Raw genomic sequence first — 16395 nt, 5'->3', positions numbered from 1 at the left:
ACAGACGGCAGCGCAGCACAATCCCACCCGCCTACGGAAACGGCTCGCGCCAGAGGGCGCGAGCCGTTTCCGTGACCGGTGAGGTCAGCTTGTTTCGCCGGCGAGGCTGAAGGAGCCCAGGCGGTTGATGGCGCCCACCAGGCTCAGCACCACGAACACCGCGGTCATCACCGCCGCCGTCAGCACGCTGAGTTTGGCGTCGAGGATGGTGGTGGGCTCGAGCTTGTCGGCGAGTGTGATGACGTACTGCTCGATGGAGAGGACCCGGGTGCCGCTCACCCAGCGCCCGAGCAGGCCCTCCCAGATCAGGATGTAGACCAGGCCGAGCAGCACCGGCCGCCGGCTCAGCAGGCTGAGCAGGAGGAAGAGGGCGGTGTAGGCGAACGAGCCGATGACCGCGGCGGCCGCCAGGGCGGCGCCGAGGCTCGCCGAGCCGGCGAGCAGGCCGACCACGTAGAGCGGGAGCGCCGTGGTGACGGCGGTGGCGGTCACGGCGACCGCGAACTTCGGCAGGATGATCTCCCGGCGCGGCAGCGGCTTGGTCAGGATGTGCACCAGGGTGCCGTCGTCGACCTCGGAGCCCAGGACCCCGGTGCCGACGATCAGGGCGATCACCGGCAGCACCACGGCGAAGCCGAGGCCCTCGATCACCGACTTGCCCCAGTGGCTGTAGTCCAAGCCGTACGCCCGGCAGATCGCGGCCAGGCCGATCAGCAGCAACGGCAGTGGCAGGAGCAGGAGCGCCCGGCGCCGGCCGAAGAGGCCACGCGCCGTGATCATGGCGACGGTCGACATCAGGCCTCCAACAGGTAGGAGAAGACGCTCTCCAGGGATTCGTCGGACGGCACCAGCTGGTGCAGCCGAATTCCCTGGTCGAGGGCGATCCGGGGCAGGGCACGGGTGAAGTCGCCGTAGTCCGAGGCTCGTACGGTCAACCCGGCCTCCCCGATCTCGATGCCGCTCACCGACTTCTCGGCGACCAGGGCGACGGCCAGCCCCCGGTCGTCGGAGCTGCGGACGGCGAACACGTGCGGCCGGTTGGTCATCAGCCGCCGGATCTTGCGGTAGTCACCGGAGGCGGCGAGCCGGCCGGCCACGATCACCTGGACCAGGCCGGCGATCTGCTCGACCTCCTCCAGGATGTGCGAGCTGAACAGGATGGTGTGCCCGTTGTCGCCGAGGGAGTGCAGCAGCTCCATCATGTGCATCCGCTGACGCGGGTCCATGCCGTTGAACGGCTCGTCGAGCAGCAGCACCCGCGGCTGGTGCACGAGCGCGGCCGCCACCCGGGTGCGCTGCCGCATGCCCTTGGAGAACGTGCCGATCCGGCGGTGCGCCGCGTCGGTCATCTCGACCAGTTCCAGCGCGCGGCGGGTGGCCGCGGCCGGGTCCGGCAGCTTCTGCATCTTGGCGCAGGCCAGGACGAACTGCTCGGCGGTGAGGAAGGCGTGCACCGCCTCCCGCTCGGTGACCAGGCCGAGGTCGCGGTAGACGGCGGGGTTGCGCCAGGTGGGCTTGCCGTCGATGGTGACCGAGCCCCGGGACGGGGCCAGGAAGCCGGCCATCATGTGCAGCAGCGTGGTCTTGCCGGCGCCGTTCGGGCCGAGCAGGCCGGTCACGCCGGCGCCGAGCGACATGGTGATGTCGTTGACCGCGACCACGTTGCCGTACCAGCGGGACACGTTGAGGAGTTCGACCGCCCCGGGCGCGAGGCCGGCCGGGGCGGTGGGCGCGGTGGGCTGGGTTTCGATGGTCACAGCGCGGCCACCTTCCGGTACCGGGCGAGCAGGAGCAGGAGGCAAGCGGTGATCAGGCAGAACGCCTCGATGCCGTAGATCGGGCCGTACCGGCCGATGTCGATGCCGATGTCGTTGCCCAGCGCCCAGGCGCCCACCCCGCTGACCAGGGTCATCGGGCTGGCCAGGAACGCCAGGTGATTGGCGGCGCTGGCCGGGAGCGAGGCGAGCACGCCGACCACCGGTGTGGTCATCAGGAAGATCGCCACGATGCCGCCGGCGGCGAACGCCTGCTTGCCGGTCAGCGACGCGACCAGCAGGCCGATGCTGGTGAAGAGCAACGCCCAGAGCAGGCTGTACGCCCAGCCCGGCACCAGTTCCCGCACCTCGTCCCAGACGCCGGTCATGCCCTTGTCCGTGGTGAACGCGGCACCCAGGAACATGATGAACTGCGGGACGCCGAGGAGCAGCCAGACGGCGCTGACCATGGCGAGGAACTTGGCGAGCACGTAGTCGGCGGCGCGCAACGGGCGGCTGAAGTAGAGCGGCAGCGTGCCGGAGCGGATGTCCCGGGAGACCAGGGACGGCGCGAGGATCGCGACGAAGAAGATGATCAGCCAGCTGAGCGAGTCGTCGAACTGGGCGTAGGTGAACTCGAACTCCGGGACCTGCGATCTCACCGCGGCCAGGATCACCGCGATGAGCAGCGTGACCCCGGCGACCAGCCACGGGAAGATTTTGGCTTTGGGGGGTCGGCCCAGCCCGTACGCGGCCCGCAGACCGTGCACGTAGAGCGCTTTGATCGCGGCGGCGCGGCCCAGGCGTGGCCCTTCGTACCGCTGATAGCCGATGTCATGGATGACGCCGGTCTCAGACATCGGCGGTCTCCTTCTTGGTGAAGAGCTCGGCGACACGGTGCCGGCGCTGGTCCAGGCGGTGCAGGTTGAGTTCGAGGTCGGCGACCGCGCGCAGGATCCGGTCGTACGCGGCGTCGGAGTCCAGCGGCACGAGCAGCATCCGGCCGTCCCGGGAGACCGGGAAACCCATCTCGGTGAGGCGGGCGGCGAGTTCCTCCGTACCCTCGCTGACCTCGACCGCCAGCACGTCGGACGCCTCCGTCATGGAGGAGATCCGGTCGGCGCGGAGCAGCCGGCCGGCCTGGATCGCGATCAGCGAGTCACAGATCCGCTCGACCTCGCCCAGCAGGTGTGAGCAGACCACGACGGAGATGCCGAAATCGGTGCCGATCCGCTGGATCAGGCCGAGCATGGCGTCCCGGCCGGCCGGGTCGAGACCGTTGGTGGGCTCGTCGAGGAGCAGCAGGTCGGGGTCGTGGACGAGCGCCTGAGCGAGCTTGACCCGCTGCTTCATGCCGGTCGAGTAGCCGCCGATCTGGCGGTACCGCTCCTCGTAGAGGCCGACGTGGCGGAGCGCCTCGGAGGCGCGCTCGCGCGCGGCGGTCGCCGGCAGGCCGCTCATCCGGGCCAGGTGGGTGACGAATTCGGAGGCCGACATGTCGGGTGGCAGGCAGTCGTTCTCCGGCATGTAGCCGACCCGGGCCCGCACCTTGTCGGTCTCGGTGACCGGGTCGAGGCCGAAGACCCGAACCGTGCCCGAGGTGGGCGCGATCAGGCCGAGCATGATTTTGATGAACGTGCTCTTACCGGCGCCGTTGGCGCCGACAAGGCCGATGACGCCGGGCTCGACCTCGACGGACAGATCGGCCAGGGCGGTCACCCCGCCCCCGTACGTCTTCGTGAGCGCCTGAGTAGCGATGATGTTCACAGGCTCAGCCTAGGAAGCCGACGCATCCTCGCGAATCCGGAGGGACCCTGAGGCTCTCTCAGGGTCCCTCAGCGTTCTCACAGGTTTGTGGAGCCGGTTTACCGCAGGGCGACCTGGAAGACTGGGAGTCTTCCCAGACGGCGGTACTCCCGCAGCGCGGCCGGCGTGGAGTCCACCGACGAGTCCTGGCCCTTCTGGTTGGCCGGTGTCTCGAAGTGCACCATCGCCCTGATCGCCGGAAAGTACCGGATCTGCTGCCCCACTTCGCGGTAGAACTCCGCCATGTGCCCGGGGTTGCGTTTGCTGAACCAGACTCCCCACTCGGCCACCATCAGCGGTTTGTCCGGATGGTGCGTTCCCACCCAGTTGTAGAAGCCCGGCCACCGGGGCGTGAGCGACGACCTCCGGTTGAGCAGTTCGGCGAAGTCACCGTGGCCGTAACCGGGGTCGCTGTACGAGTACGTGTCGAACCCGATCCAGTCGACGACGTCGTCCCCCGGGTACATGTGGCTGAACCAGCGCTTCGTGGTGTGCGGGACATACGCCATGTGAATCAGCACGGTGATCACGTTGTTCGCCCCGTGCGCCCGGAGCCGCTTCACCACGTGCCGGAACATCGCCGCGTAGTCCCGCGCCGTGTACCCGGACCCGGGGCGCTCCCGCACCTGGTCCTCCGCCTCGTGGTGGATCGCGAAGAAGAACGGTTCCCGGTAGTTCCGGCGCAGGTGCCAGGCCAACTCGTCGAGGAACTCGTCGGTCCGCCGGTCGCCCCGCGCGATCCTCGCCCAGGAGACGCTCTCCGGCTTCCAGTTGAGCAGCAGAACCCGCTCACGGCCGGGCTGCCGGGCGATCGCGATCTCCTGCGGCGTCGGGAAGAGCTGCCGGATCCCGTGGTGGTAGGCGTGGTAGACGGCCTGGTGCCGGCCGGTCTTGCGCTCGAAGTCGACGAGCGCCTCGAAGCCGTGCTCCTCGGTCCGCGCGCCGGGTGCCACGCCCCACAGCACGCCACAGGTGGGCACGAGTTTCTGGCCCAGGCGGCAGTGCCTGCGCGACGACGCGGCACCGGCCGGCAGGCCGGCGTGCGAACGACGGCCTACGCCGTCGCCGATCAGGTTCGGCCGGATCCGGGCGCGCTGGCCGAGGTTTCCCGTGAAGGTCGCGGTGCGCGTTGCGGGCAGGAGCGAGGACGTTTGCCGGTACGCCGTGGGCCGGCTCGTGACCGGTACCTCCGTCGCCACCGGGCCGCCGTCGGGGGACAGCCCGGACCGGTCCACCTCACCGGTCCAGGCCCAGACGAGGGTGGCCGTCACGGACATCGCGAGGATAGTGCTGAGAGCGACAGCACGGACGATTTGTCTCACAATGGGCCGATATTAGGGTATCTCGGCGTTTTGTCCATATAACGGGTGTCACGATAGGTATCGGGCGAAAGTATGATTTTGTCGACGCGGACGCTAGATCGTGATCCCGCCTCGACCGACTCGAACCGGGCTGCGAAACTGTCACCCAAGTCAGCCGCGGCAAGGGGATCGCAAGGTGAGTGGCTCGGTACTGCCCGAAGACGTCCTGCGGGACGCACCGTCGTTCGCCCCACGCCCGTTTGAGCTGGCAGATCTCGAACTGCTGCTCTCCGGGGCGTATGCGCCCCTGACCGGGTTCCTGGGGCGCGCCGACCTGGCCGCGCTCAAGCGCACCGGCCGGCTCGCCGACGGCACACCCTGGCCGACGCCGGTGACCTGTGAGATTCCGCAGGAACTGGCCGAGCGGCTGGACCCGGCCGATCCGGCGCGACGCACCGTCGTGCTGACCGATCTGGAGGGCGCCCCGATCGCGACGGTCGAGGCGCGGGACGTCTGGCGGATCGCCGAGAACCGGTACGGCATCGGCGGCCCGGTGCACAAGATGGGCGACGGCGGGCACGGGCCGTTCCAGCGCCTGCGCCGCACGCCGGAAGAGGTCAGGTCCCTGCTCCCACCCGGCCGGGTGCTCGGCGTGATCGCCGACCGCCCGCTGCACCGGCCGCAGCTCGCGCAGATCGCGCACGCCGCCCGTACGCTCGCGGCCCACCTGCTGATCCTGATCCCGATCAGCGGCCACGGCCCCGACGGCCTGCCGCCGGAGGCGCTGGTCCGGGCGGTCTTCGCGGCCCGCGACCGGATGCCCCCGGCGACCGTGGTCGCGGTGCCGCTGATGCCGCACGGCGATGAGATGCGCGACGCGCTGCTGCGCTCGCGGGTGGCCGCCGCGTACGGCGTCACGCACGTGCTCTCCACCGGCGACACGCTCTCCGGCGCCGGACTGCGGGTGCTGGTGCCGCGCGAGCTGGCGTACGACAACCGGGACGGTCAGTGGCGCTGGCGCGACGACATCCCGCTGCGCAACCGCCGCCTGGCGATGACCCCGGCGGAGATCGACGACCTGCTGGACCGGGGCTTCCCGCTACCCGAGTGGCACACCCCGCCCGCGGTGGCAAAGGAGCTGTCCCGGATCCGGCCGCCGCGCCGGCACCGCGGGCTGGTGGTCTTCTTCACCGGCCTGTCCGGCTCCGGCAAGTCGACGATCGCCCGCAACCTGGCCGACGCGCTGCGGGAGACCGGCGACCGGACGGTGACCCTGCTCGACGGCGACGTGGTGCGCCGGGAGCTGACCGCCGGGCTCGGTTTCAGCAAGGGCGACCGGGACCGCAACGTGCGCCGGATCGGCTGGGTGGCCGCCGAGGTGGGCCGGCACCGCGGCATGGCGGTGGCCTGCCCGATCGCGCCCTATGAGGCCGCCCGGACGGCGGTGCGCCGGATGGCGGTGGAGGCCGGCGCCGGGTTCGTGCTGGTGCACGTGGCCACCCCGCTCGAGGTCTGCGAGCGCCGCGACCGCAAGGGCCTGTACGCCCGGGCCCGCGCCGGCCAGTTGCGCGGGATGACCGGCATCGACGACCCGTACGAGGAGCCGCTGGACGCCGAACTGACCGTCGATACCACCACGATGTCGGTCGCGGAGGCGGTTGAGCAGGTTCTCGGCTATCTGGTGGAAAACGGCTGGGTGGAGCCAAAACTGACGTAGGCCCATCACTCGCGGCAGGAGTCGGGCGTTGACCCCCTTGGGGCGAAACGCCCAAAGCCGACACTCCTCCTCGAAAGGCCGCGGAAACCGATGGAAGCGTCTCGCCCACCGTCCTCCGATGTCGCGCACTACCTGGGCGCGGTTCGCCGGCACTGGTGGATCGCTCTGGCGGCGACGGTCGCCGGGCTGGGCGTGGGCACCGCGGTGACACAATCGCTGCCCCGAATCTACGAATCCTCCTCGTCGGTCCTGGTGCAGTCGGTCGATCAGGACACGAACGCACAGGGCGGGCGCACCAAGGGCTCGGTCAACCTGGACACCGAGGCCCAGCTGGTCGGCTCCGGCGCGGTCGCCGCGAAGGCCGCCGCGCTGCTGCGTACCGACGCGCCGCCACTGGAGCTGGCGCACGCGGTGTCGGTGGAAGTGCCGGCGAACACCACGGTGCTGGTGATCACCTTCATGGCGGACAACCCGCTGAAGGCGCAGGCCGGGTCGCACGCGTTCGCCGAGGCGTACCTGCGCAACCGGGAGGAGACCGCGCGCTCCCAGCTCGACAAGCAGATCGCCTCGCTGAACCTGAAGGTCAAGCAGCTCACCGGTGCGCTCACCGGGATCAACGCCCGGCTGGCCGGGGCCCGCCGGGGCAGCTCCGTCGAGAGCAACCTGCTGAGCCTGCGCAGCAACTCGCAGAACCAGCTGAACAGCCTGACCGGCCGGCTGAACGAGCTGACCACCACCACGGTCGGCGCCGGCAGCATCATCAGCGACGCCCGGCTGCCGGAGTCCCCGTCCAGCCCGAACACACTGCTGGACATCGCCACCGGCGGCATGATCGGACTGCTCCTCGGGCTGGCGCTGGCGTACCTGCGGGAACGCTTCGACCGGCGGCTGGTCAGCGCGGTCGACGTCCGGGACCGTGGCCGGGTCCCGGTGCTGGCCGCGCTGGACGAGCGGACCACCCCGAACTTCGACGACGTGGTGCAGCCCTACGGGCCGGGCGGCCGGGTCTTCAACCGGCTGCGCAACGAGGTGCTGGCCAGCCTGAAGAGCGACGACCGGGTGATCGTGGTGACCGGGACCAGCCGGGGATCGGCCAGCACGCTGGTCTCGGCGAACCTGGCGGCGGCGCTCGCCCGTACCGGAAGTGATGTCGTGCTGATCGGCGCGCACCTGCCGGACAGCGTGGTCGACGCCGCGCCGCTGGCGCGGATGCTCGGGGTCTCGGCCGTGCCCGGCCTCTCCGAACTGCTGGCCGGCCGGGTCAGCCTGAACCGCGTGCTACAGCGCACCGCGCGCATCCCGTCCCTGCGGGTGATCACCACCGGCGGCTCGGCCACCGCGGCCGGACTGATGCAGTCCCAGCGCCTGCGCGACACCCTGGACGCGCTGCGCCGGCAGGGCGGATACGTGGTCATCGAGGCGCCGTCGACCAGCAGCAGCGCCGACGCGCAGAGCCTGGCCAGCTTCGCCGACGCGGCGATCCTCGCGGTCGAGCTGCGCCGCACCCGGCGCCCCGCGCTGCTGGACGCCACCGAGCAGCTGCAGCGGGTCGGCACCCGGCTGCTCGGTGCGGTGGTGCTGCCGCGGCTCGCGACCCGGGGGGTCACGACGCTGCCCGCGCCGGCCGTGACCCTGCCGCCGGCCGGGCGGCGGCCGATGCTCGACGACGCCACGCAGCAGTTCTCGGCGATCCAGCCGGAGCGCGTCGAGCCGGTCCCGGCGGCGATCCGGCAGCGTCCGGCGGAGGGTGAGAAGGTCGAGGACACCGCGATCGTCGACGTTTCCAGCACGAGTGTCCCTGACGGCGACGAGAAGTGATCACGGTCGTCCCGGCAGCACCACCCGCCGGACCGGCACACCGGAACGCTGAGAAGGACCTGACCCTGCCGGCCTGGCCGGTCGCCGGGATCCTGCTGTTCTATCCACTCTGGTGGGCGCTCGGCCTCGGCGTGCTGATCTTCCCGCTGATGGCCGCGCCGATGCTGTTCCTGCTGGTCCGGCGCCGGGCCGCGGGACGGCCGCTGCGGCTGCCACCGGGCTTCGCCTGGTGGATGATCTTCCTGGCCGCGGTGGTGGTGAGCATCGCCGCGCTGGGCGCGGACCCGGCCGGGACGGTGGTCGAGCGGGCCGCCGGACGGCTGCCGGCGGTGGTCTACAAGCTGGTGATGTACGGCTCGCTGACCGTCCTGCTGCTCTACGCCGGGAACCTGACCGAGCGGGAACTGTCCCGGCACCGGCTGGTCCGGCTACTCGCCGGGATGTTCGTGCTGACCGTGCTGGGTGGGCTGCTCGGCATGGTGGCCGGTGGCTTCGAGTTCACCTCGCCGGTGGAGTGGCTGCTGCCGCACGGGCTCCGGAGCAAAGGGTTCATCCGGTCACTGGTGCATCCGTACGCCGCTCAGATCATGGATCTCGTCGGCGGCGACGCGCCGCGCCCGGCCGCGCCGTGGGGTTACACCAACACCTGGGGCAACAACTTCTGCCTGCTGGTCGGCTGGCTGCTGGTGGCCGCCGGGGCGGCGGCCAGCCGGCGTCGCTGGGTCCTCACCTGGCTCTGCCTGCTGGCTTCGATCGCGCCGGCGGTCGCCTCGCTGAACCGGGGACTGTGGATCGGCCTCGGCGTGATCCTGCTGTACGTCGCGGCCCGCTACGTGATCGCCGGCAAGTTGTGGGTCCTCGGCGTGCTGGCGCTGGCCGCCGGGATGATCGCGGTGGCCCTGGCCGCCACCCCGCTCGGCACGACCGTGCAGGCCCGGCTGGACAACGGCAAGTCGAACGGGGTGCGCGCGTTCCTGACCGAGCGGGCGCTGAACGGCTTCATCGAATCGCCGGTGATCGGGTACGGCGGCACCCGCAACACCGTCGGCGGGCGCAACTCGATCACGGTCGGCGAGAGCTCCGACTGCGAGCGCTGCGGCAACTTCACCATCGGTGGCAACGGCCAGCTCTGGCAACTGCTCTTCTCGCACGGCGCGGTGGGCACGGCCGGGTATCTGGGCTTCTTCGGGTACGGCCTGTGGCGCTTCCGCCGCGACCGGACCGCGATCGGGGTGGCCGGCAGCGCCGCGCTGGTCAGCTCGTTCTCCGCGATGCTCTGGTACAACTCGCTGGTCACCCCCCTGGCCTTCATGGTTCTGGCCTACGCGCTGCTCTGGCGCAACTGGATCGAGGGGACAAACAATTGAGCCCAGTCAAGACCGCGCCCGCGGAACTGACCGCGGATGACGCGGCACTGCGCACGCAGTACCTGACCGAGGTTCTCGCACTGCTTTATCCGCAGCCGTGCCGGACCAGCCGTGACGACGACGGCGAGCGCAACGTCATCACGGAGTACCTGGTGGTGCCGAACGCGCACCGCCCTCGCCTGCTGGTCCCCACCGCCTCCCGTTCCGTCGCCGCCGCCGCGGTCCGCCGGTACGCCGAGCCCCAGTCCCGGATCGCCCGCCTCAAGCGCAACGCGGTGGTGGCCGCCGTGCACGCCCGCGCCGATCGGCTGTTGTTCCGCAACCGGATCCGGGTCACCGGCCCGGTCTCGGCCAGCGTCGACGGATATCTGAGCGACGCACTTAGGCGCGATTTGTCCGTAAGTGTTCATATTGGTCCGGCTCGAGCCAACCGCAAGCCGGTACTACAGCTGCTCACCCCGGACGGCGACACGTTCGGCTTCGGCAAGATCGGAACCGGCCCGCTCACCCAGCGCCTGGTCCGTGCCGAGACGGCTGCCCTCAACGCGCTGCAGACCAGCGGCCTGACCAAACTGACCGTGCCCCGGGTGCTGCACGCCGGGCAGTGGCGCGGCATGCAGGTGCTGGTCCAGTCGTCGCTGCCGATCTGGCTGCCCCGGGCGACCCTGAACTCGCGCCGGCTCACCGCCGCGATGCTCGACATCGCCGGATGCTGCGGTTACACCACCGGGCCGCTGGTCCAGAGCGCGTACTGGCACGAGCTGCGCGCCCGGCTGGCCGCGGTCGGCGACCGGGAGGAGGGCGCGGCGCTCTTCGGCGCGATCGACCTGCTCGCCGCGCACAGTGGCGAGACCACGCTGCGCTACGGCGCCTGGCACGGCGACTGGGCCCCGTGGAACATGGCGAACGTCGCCGACGCGCTGCTGGTCTGGGACTGGGAACGGTTCGCCACCGGGGTGCCGCTCGGCTTCGACGCCATCCACCACGAGCTGCAGAAACGTATTCAGAGCAGCGGTGACGCGCGGGGCGCGGTGGAGGCCACCGTCCGCAAGGCCGACGAGCTGCTGGCCCCGTTCGGGGTGGCGCCGGTGGCCCGGGAGACGACCGCCCTGCTGTACCTGATGGACCTGGCCGTCCGCTACCTGACCGATCGGCAGGCCGAGGCCGGAGCCCGGCTCGGCGTCCTCGGAACCTGGCTGTTGCCGGTGCTCATCCGGCGTGTGGAGGAGCTCTAGATGAACGTCCGTAACCTGCCCGCCCCGATGAAGCGGGTGGTGCACCTGGGCTCCCGCTCGTACGGCCGGCTCACCTCCGACCAGCGGATGCTGCCGTCGTTCCTGATCTGCGGCGGTCAGCGGTGCGGCACCACGTCGCTGTACCGGGCGCTGGCCGCGCACCCGGTGGTGCTCAAGGCCGTCCTGCACAAGGGAGTGCACTACTTCGACACGTCGTACCACCAGGGGATCGACTGGTACCGGGCGCACTTCCCGGCCCGGCGGGCGGCGGAGAAGGTCGCCGAACGGTACGGCGTGCCGGCGCAGACCTTCGAGTCCAGCCCGTACTACATGTACCACCCGCAGGCGGTGGCCCGGATCGCGCACGACCTGCCGTACGCCAAGATCGTCGTGCTCGTGCGGGATCCGGTGGAGCGTGCCTACTCACAGCACCACCACGAGGTCGCCCGGGGTTTCGACACCGAGCGTGACTTCGGCTCCGCGATCGCCCTGGAGCCGGCCCGCCTGCATCGCCAGGAGGAGCGGCTGGCCGCCGACCCGGAGTACTACAGCTTCGCCCATCAGCACCACGCCTACCGGGCCCGCGGGGAGTACGCCCGCTACCTCAGCGTGATGGCTCAGCACATCGGCCGGGAACGCATCCACGTGGTGGAGAGCGAGCGGTTCTTCGTCGACCCGGAGCCGGTCTACGACGAGGTCTGCGCGTTCCTCGGACTCCCGTCGAACCTGGAACGCCCGCCGTTCGAGCAGCACAACGCCCGCCCCCGGCAGGCCGACATGGACCCACAGTTGCGGCGTGAGCTGTACGCCTACTACCAGCCGCACGACGAGGCGCTGCGCGGCTGGCTCGGGCACACCCCGATCTGGCGACGCGGGTGACCGCCGGCGCCCTGATCGAGCCGGCCCCGCCCGCGACCGATCCCGGTCGCGGCACCCGCGGCCTGGCCCGCGGCGGCCTGGCCAACATCGCCGGATCCGCCCTGGCCGGGGCGACCGGGGTGGTGGTGACCTGGGTCGTCGCGCGCAGCCTGGGCAAGGCCGAGGCCGGTGCGTTCTTCTCCGCCACCGCCGCGTTCGTCCTCGCCGGCGGCCTGGCCAAGCTCGGCACCGGCACCGGGCTGGTCTACTGGCCGGCCCGGCTGCGGGCCACCGGCCGCAGCCACCTGCTCGGCGCGTGCCTGCGCACCGGGCTCGGCCCGGCCTTCGCGTTCTCGCTGGTGCTCTCCGTAGCGGTGTGGACGACCGCGCCGGAGCTGGCCCGGCTGACCGCGCGCCACACGCCGGAGTTCGCCGCCGCGCACGCCGGCGGACTGCGCGTACTGGCCGTCTTCATCCCGTTGCAGGTGCTCACCGACGTGCTGCTCACAGTCACCCGCGGGTACCGCTCGATGCGCCCGACGGTGCTGGTCGACCGGGTGCTGCGCAGCGCGTTGCAGCTGCTCACGGTGAGCGCGGCCGGTATCGCCACGCTCTGGACGGCGGCCTCGCTGCCAGTCTTCGCACTGGCCTGGGCCGCTCCGTACCTCCCGGTCGCCCTGCTCGCCGCGTACCTCACCCGCCGCGTCTACCTCGCCGGACGTCCCCCGGGCGCGACCAGCGAACCCCTTGAGCGACGCCAGCTGCGGCGGGAGTTCTGGCGGTTCACCGGCCCGCGAGCGTTCGCCGCGGTGGCCCAGCTCGCGCTGCAACGGGTGGACGTGCTGCTGGTGGCGGTGCTCGGCGGGCTCGGTCCGGCCGCCGTCTACGCGGTCGCCGGCCGGTTCGTGATCCTGATCCAGTTCGCCAACCAGGGCATCTCCCAATCGGTGCAGCCGCGGCTGGCCGAGGCGCTGAGCACCGGTGACCGGGACGCCGCCAACCGGTTCTACCAGGTCGCCACCGGCTGGCTGGTGCTGATCACCTGGCCGGTGAACCTGCTGGTGGTCCTCCTCGCGCCGTACTACCTGCGGTTCTTCGGCGACGAGTACACCGCCGGAGCGCCCGTGGTCCGGCTGCTGGCCGTCGCGATGCTGGTCGCCACCGGCTGCGGCATGGTCGACATGGTGCTGGCGATGGCCGGCCGCACCTCGCTGAACCTCAGCAACGTACTGATCGCCCTGGCCGTCACGATCGGCCTGGACGTGTTGCTGATCCCGCGATTCGGCGCGATGGGCGCGGCCGCCGGGCTGGCCGGCGCGATGGTCGCCAACAACCTGCTACCGCTGATCCAGGTGTTCCGCAGCGCCCGCCTGCACCCGTTCGGCCCGGGCACCCGGGCCGCCGCGCTGCTCTCGCTCGGCTGCTTCGGCCTGCTGCCCTGGGCGGTGACCGCCCTGTTCGGGGCCGGCCCGACCGGTCTGGCGCTCGCCGTCGCGGCCGCGGTGCCGGCCTTCTGCGCCGGCGCCTGGCTGCTGCGCGACCGGCTCGAACTCGGCGCGTTCACCCGAAGAAAATCCCAGGAGGAGAGTTGACCAGCGATTACACCGAGGTGTTCCGGGACACCCAGGCGGTGGAGAAGTACGAATCGGTGACCTACGCACCGGACAGTTACGCATCCCGGATCAACCAGCGGCAGCGCGACTACCTGCGTACCCTCGTCCGCCGCGAGTTCGAGGGGCAGCACCCGCCGGTCCAGCACGACTTCGCCTGCGGCACCGGACGGGCCATCCGGACCCTGCACGGCCTGGTCCGGGAGGCGCACGGATACGACACGTCGGCCGAGATGATGGCGAAGGCGGCCGAGGTGGGGTCGCGGGCGTACTGGCACCAGGTGCCCACCGACGGACCGGTGCCGGCCCCGGTGGCGGCCGGCTTCCCGGCCATCGTGACGATCTTCCGGCTGCTGCTCAACGTGAACGAGACGATCCGCGACCGGGCGCTCGCGTTCGCCGCGAAGGCGCTGCCGCACCGCGGCTCCGGGCTGCTCGTGGTGGAGAACCACGGCAACGCCGGCTCGGTGCGGCACCTGCGGGCCCGGCGGCACCGCGGCGAGCGCTGGTTCGCCGAACTGTCCCACGAGGACGTGGCGGCGCTCCTCGACCGGCACGGCTTCGAGATCGTGGAGCGGCGCGGGTTCTCCATGCTCACCCCGTCGCTGTACGAGAATCGGCTGGCCCGGATCGCGGACGCGGCGGCGCAGCGGCTGCCCGGCACGGACGGGTACGCGGTGAACGTCCTCTACACCGCCCGGCGTGTCCATGCGTAGGGCGCTCACCGGCGTACTGGTGGCCACGCTCGTGTTCCTGTCGGCCTGCACCGGGGACAAGCCGGAGCGACCCGGCCCCCCGGCCGCGCCGGATCTCTCCACCCGGCCGCAGGCCGTGGCGGTCCGGCCCGGCCCGTTCGCGGCCGGGCCGTTCATACCCCCGCCGAGCGGTGCGTACGTCGGGGCCTGGATCAAACCCGAGGAGCTGACCCACGTGGGGCGGCTGGCCGCCGTCGGCACGCTGGAGAGCTCGCTCGGGCGCCGGCTGGACATCCTGAACACCTACCGGCGGTTCGAGCAGATGGTCGGAACCGAGTCGGACAGGGAGTTCCTGGCTCAGGGGCAGTCCCTGATGATCAGCTGGGCGACCGGGGACAACCGATCGATCCTGGACGGTGAGCACGACCGGCTGATCCGGCAGCAGGCCCGGGCGATCCGCAAGATCAAGAAGCCGGTGCTGCTGCGAATGCGCTGGGAGATGGACCGGCCCAACCTGCGGGCCACCATGTGGTCCGGCGCGGACTACATCGCCGCTTGGAAGTACGTCCGGGCGATCTTCCGGCAGCAGCACGCGGACAACGTGTCCTGGGTGTGGTGCCCGACCGCGGAGGGATTCATCCGGGGGGACGCGCCGGACTTCTACCCCGGGGACGATCAGGTGGACTGGACCTGCGTGGACGTGTACGCCGGGGCGTTGTTCCAGCCGATCGGGGAGCTGATGGGGCCGTTCCTGCGGTGGGCGGCGCAGCGTCCGAAACCGATCGTGGTCGGGGAGTTCGGGGTGGCGAAGGCCTGGGGGTCGGCGAACCGGGCGGCCTGGTTGCGGGACGCGGAGCGGACGTTCAAGGCGAACCAGCAGATCAAGGCGGTGGCGTACTTCGAGTCCGACCCGGAGGGGAACAGCCCCAATCAGCAGTTCCAGCTCACCGGGGACAACGCGGCGTTCAAGGCGTTCCACTCGCTCGTCAAGGATCCGTACTTCAACGCGCGCCAGGTCGATTGAGAGGAGTCCCGGAGGGCCGGCGAACCCCGCCCTCCGGCCGCCTTCGATCTCGGGTCAGGCTCGAATCGGTTCGAGGAACTCCAGGCGATTGCCGTGGCCGTCCGCGGAGTAGAGCCGGCGATGACCCGGGAAGTGGGGGTCCCAGACGACCGGGTGGCCGGCGACCTCCAGCGTCTCCGCCAGCGCGTCGAGACCGTGGATCAGCACGCCCGGGTGCGCCTTGGCGGCCGGGGCGAAGTCCGGGACCGGGCTGAGGTGGACCTCCCAGCCGCCGGCGCGGAACCAACAGCCGCCGCGAGCCGCCAGGACCGGCGGTTTCACCACTTCGGCCATCCGGAGGACACCGCTGTAGAACGCTCGCGCGACCGCCTCGCCGCCCGGCGGGATCAGGAGCTGGACATGGTGAAGATCATCAACACGGAAGGCCATGACCACAATCTAACAGTACGGGCGTACTGCTTTCTGCTCACTCAAAAACTGTCGTACGTGTGTTCCATAGTGGGCTGAGTCTTTCCGACCGAGCCCGAGAGGTCACCGATGTCCGACTTCTTTCGCGAGCATTCCGAGATCATCCATCAGTTCGGCTGGGCCGTGGTGCACGTGCTGCCCTCCGACGAGGACCCCGCGGACGCGGTCCCGTTCGCGTACACGGTCGGTCTCACCGCCGCCGACCGCGCCGAGCTGATCATCGCCGGGCTGCCGCCGGACCTCTCCCATCAGCTGATCAACGAGGTGGCCGGCCGGGTGCACGACGAGGGGGTCCGGTTGGGCCACGGTCGCCGGGTCTCCGACCTGATCGTCGACCAGGACGTGGTCGTGCTGGCCGGGCGGCCCACCGACGAGTTGTGGCCGGGCGCCGCGCTGGCGCGCTACGGGCGAGCCAAGTTGCGGCTGCAACAGCTGGTCTGGCCCGACCCGGACGATCGCTTCCCGTGGCAGGAGGACTATCCGGCGGAGGAGTACTGCCAGCCGCTGATCGACGCGCCCGCGGCGACCGCCGTCCGTTGCCGCGCGCCACGCAGTCTCGCCGGGCCTCGCGGCCGCCGCTCCGCCACGCGCCGGGGCCGCCGCACCGCCTGAAACGCGCGGGCCGCTCAAGCGCCCGGTGGAAGCAACGGCCGGCCACTCAGGCCCGACGGCGGCAATGAGCCCTCTCCGCAGGCCATTCAGAGCCGACTGCAGCAATGGGCCCGCCCTCCCGCAGAGCGCT

The 16395-nt window shown here is 71.1% G+C and carries 15 protein-coding genes; 9 read left to right on the top strand and 6 right to left on the bottom strand.

The window, feature by feature from the left end; translation table 11 throughout:
* Positions 1 to 84: 84 nt before the first annotated feature.
* From CHC09_RS11330 to CHC09_RS11310, 5 genes are all read right to left on the bottom strand, one after another.
* Complete coding sequence (locus CHC09_RS11330) at positions 85 to 795, bottom strand: ABC transporter permease (protein WP_089292976.1); 711 nt, start codon at positions 793 to 795, stop codon at positions 85 to 87.
* On the bottom strand, positions 795 to 1751 hold the full coding sequence (locus CHC09_RS11325) for an ABC transporter ATP-binding protein (protein WP_089293201.1): 957 nt from the start codon (positions 1749 to 1751) through the stop codon (positions 795 to 797). The genes CHC09_RS11330 and CHC09_RS11325 overlap by 1 nt, the downstream gene beginning before the upstream one ends.
* Before the next feature lie 2 nt (positions 1752 to 1753).
* Positions 1754 to 2614, bottom strand: a complete 861-nt coding sequence (locus CHC09_RS11320; RefSeq protein WP_089292975.1) for an ABC transporter permease — start codon at positions 2612 to 2614, stop codon at positions 1754 to 1756.
* Positions 2607 to 3521 carry an ABC transporter ATP-binding protein gene (locus tag CHC09_RS11315; RefSeq protein WP_089292974.1) on the bottom strand — a complete coding sequence of 305 codons (915 nt, stop codon included), beginning with the start codon at positions 3519 to 3521 and terminating at the stop codon, positions 2607 to 2609. The genes CHC09_RS11320 and CHC09_RS11315 overlap by 8 nt, the downstream gene beginning before the upstream one ends.
* Before the next feature lie 98 nt (positions 3522 to 3619).
* Positions 3620 to 4837 (bottom strand): glycosyl hydrolase, encoded by a 1218-nt coding sequence (locus tag CHC09_RS11310; protein ID WP_089292973.1) that lies wholly within the window; start codon positions 4835 to 4837, stop codon positions 3620 to 3622.
* 220 nt (positions 4838 to 5057) lie between these two features.
* On the opposite strand from CHC09_RS11310, the gene cysC reads away from it, so the two are divergent.
* The 8 genes from cysC (at position 5058) to CHC09_RS11270 (ending at position 15185) form a co-directional block, all read left to right on the top strand.
* Positions 5058 to 6578, top strand: a complete 1521-nt coding sequence (gene cysC, locus CHC09_RS11305) for an adenylyl-sulfate kinase (RefSeq protein ID WP_089292972.1) — start codon at positions 5058 to 5060, stop codon at positions 6576 to 6578.
* Between the two features lie 90 nt (positions 6579 to 6668).
* On the top strand, positions 6669 to 8396 hold the full coding sequence (locus CHC09_RS11300; RefSeq protein WP_089292971.1) for a polysaccharide biosynthesis tyrosine autokinase: 1728 nt from the start codon (positions 6669 to 6671) through the stop codon (positions 8394 to 8396).
* Positions 8393 to 9763 carry an O-antigen ligase family protein gene (locus CHC09_RS11295; RefSeq protein WP_089292970.1) on the top strand — a complete coding sequence of 457 codons (1371 nt, stop codon included), beginning with the start codon at positions 8393 to 8395 and terminating at the stop codon, positions 9761 to 9763. The genes CHC09_RS11300 and CHC09_RS11295 overlap by 4 nt, the downstream gene beginning before the upstream one ends.
* A complete protein-coding gene (locus CHC09_RS11290) occupies positions 9760 to 10998 on the top strand; it encodes a hypothetical protein (protein WP_089292969.1) in 1239 nt (412 codons plus the stop codon). Before CHC09_RS11295 ends, CHC09_RS11290 begins: the two co-directional genes overlap by 4 nt.
* On the top strand, positions 10999 to 11877 hold the full coding sequence (locus tag CHC09_RS11285) for a sulfotransferase family protein (protein ID WP_089292968.1): 879 nt from the start codon (positions 10999 to 11001) through the stop codon (positions 11875 to 11877).
* Positions 11874 to 13448 carry a lipopolysaccharide biosynthesis protein gene (locus CHC09_RS11280; RefSeq protein WP_239138350.1) on the top strand — a complete coding sequence of 525 codons (1575 nt, stop codon included), beginning with the start codon at positions 11874 to 11876 and terminating at the stop codon, positions 13446 to 13448. Before CHC09_RS11285 ends, CHC09_RS11280 begins: the two co-directional genes overlap by 4 nt.
* Entirely contained in the window at positions 13445 to 14182 is a 738-nt protein-coding gene (locus CHC09_RS11275; RefSeq protein WP_089292967.1) for a class I SAM-dependent methyltransferase, read from the top strand. The genes CHC09_RS11280 and CHC09_RS11275 overlap by 4 nt, the downstream gene beginning before the upstream one ends.
* The gene (locus CHC09_RS11270; protein WP_089292966.1) at positions 14175 to 15185 is read left to right on the top strand and encodes a glycosyl hydrolase; all 1011 of its coding nucleotides are present in this window, start codon (positions 14175 to 14177) and stop codon (positions 15183 to 15185) included. The genes CHC09_RS11275 and CHC09_RS11270 overlap by 8 nt, the downstream gene beginning before the upstream one ends.
* 54 nt (positions 15186 to 15239) lie before the next feature.
* Here CHC09_RS11270 and CHC09_RS11265 read toward each other — a convergent pair whose 3' ends face one another.
* Complete coding sequence (locus CHC09_RS11265; RefSeq protein ID WP_089292965.1) at positions 15240 to 15614, bottom strand: VOC family protein; 375 nt, start codon at positions 15612 to 15614, stop codon at positions 15240 to 15242.
* A 108-nt stretch (positions 15615 to 15722) separates the two neighbouring features.
* On the opposite strand from CHC09_RS11265, the gene CHC09_RS11260 reads away from it, so the two are divergent.
* Positions 15723 to 16265, top strand: a complete 543-nt coding sequence (locus tag CHC09_RS11260; RefSeq protein ID WP_089292964.1) for a DUF4262 domain-containing protein — start codon at positions 15723 to 15725, stop codon at positions 16263 to 16265.
* Positions 16266 to 16395: the final 130 nt, after the last annotated feature.

Origin of the sequence: Actinoplanes regularis (assembly GCF_900188005.1) — a bacterium.
Lineage (GTDB): Bacteria > Actinomycetota > Actinomycetes > Mycobacteriales > Micromonosporaceae > Actinoplanes > Actinoplanes regularis.
This window is presented reverse-complemented; position numbering and strand designations above follow the sequence as displayed.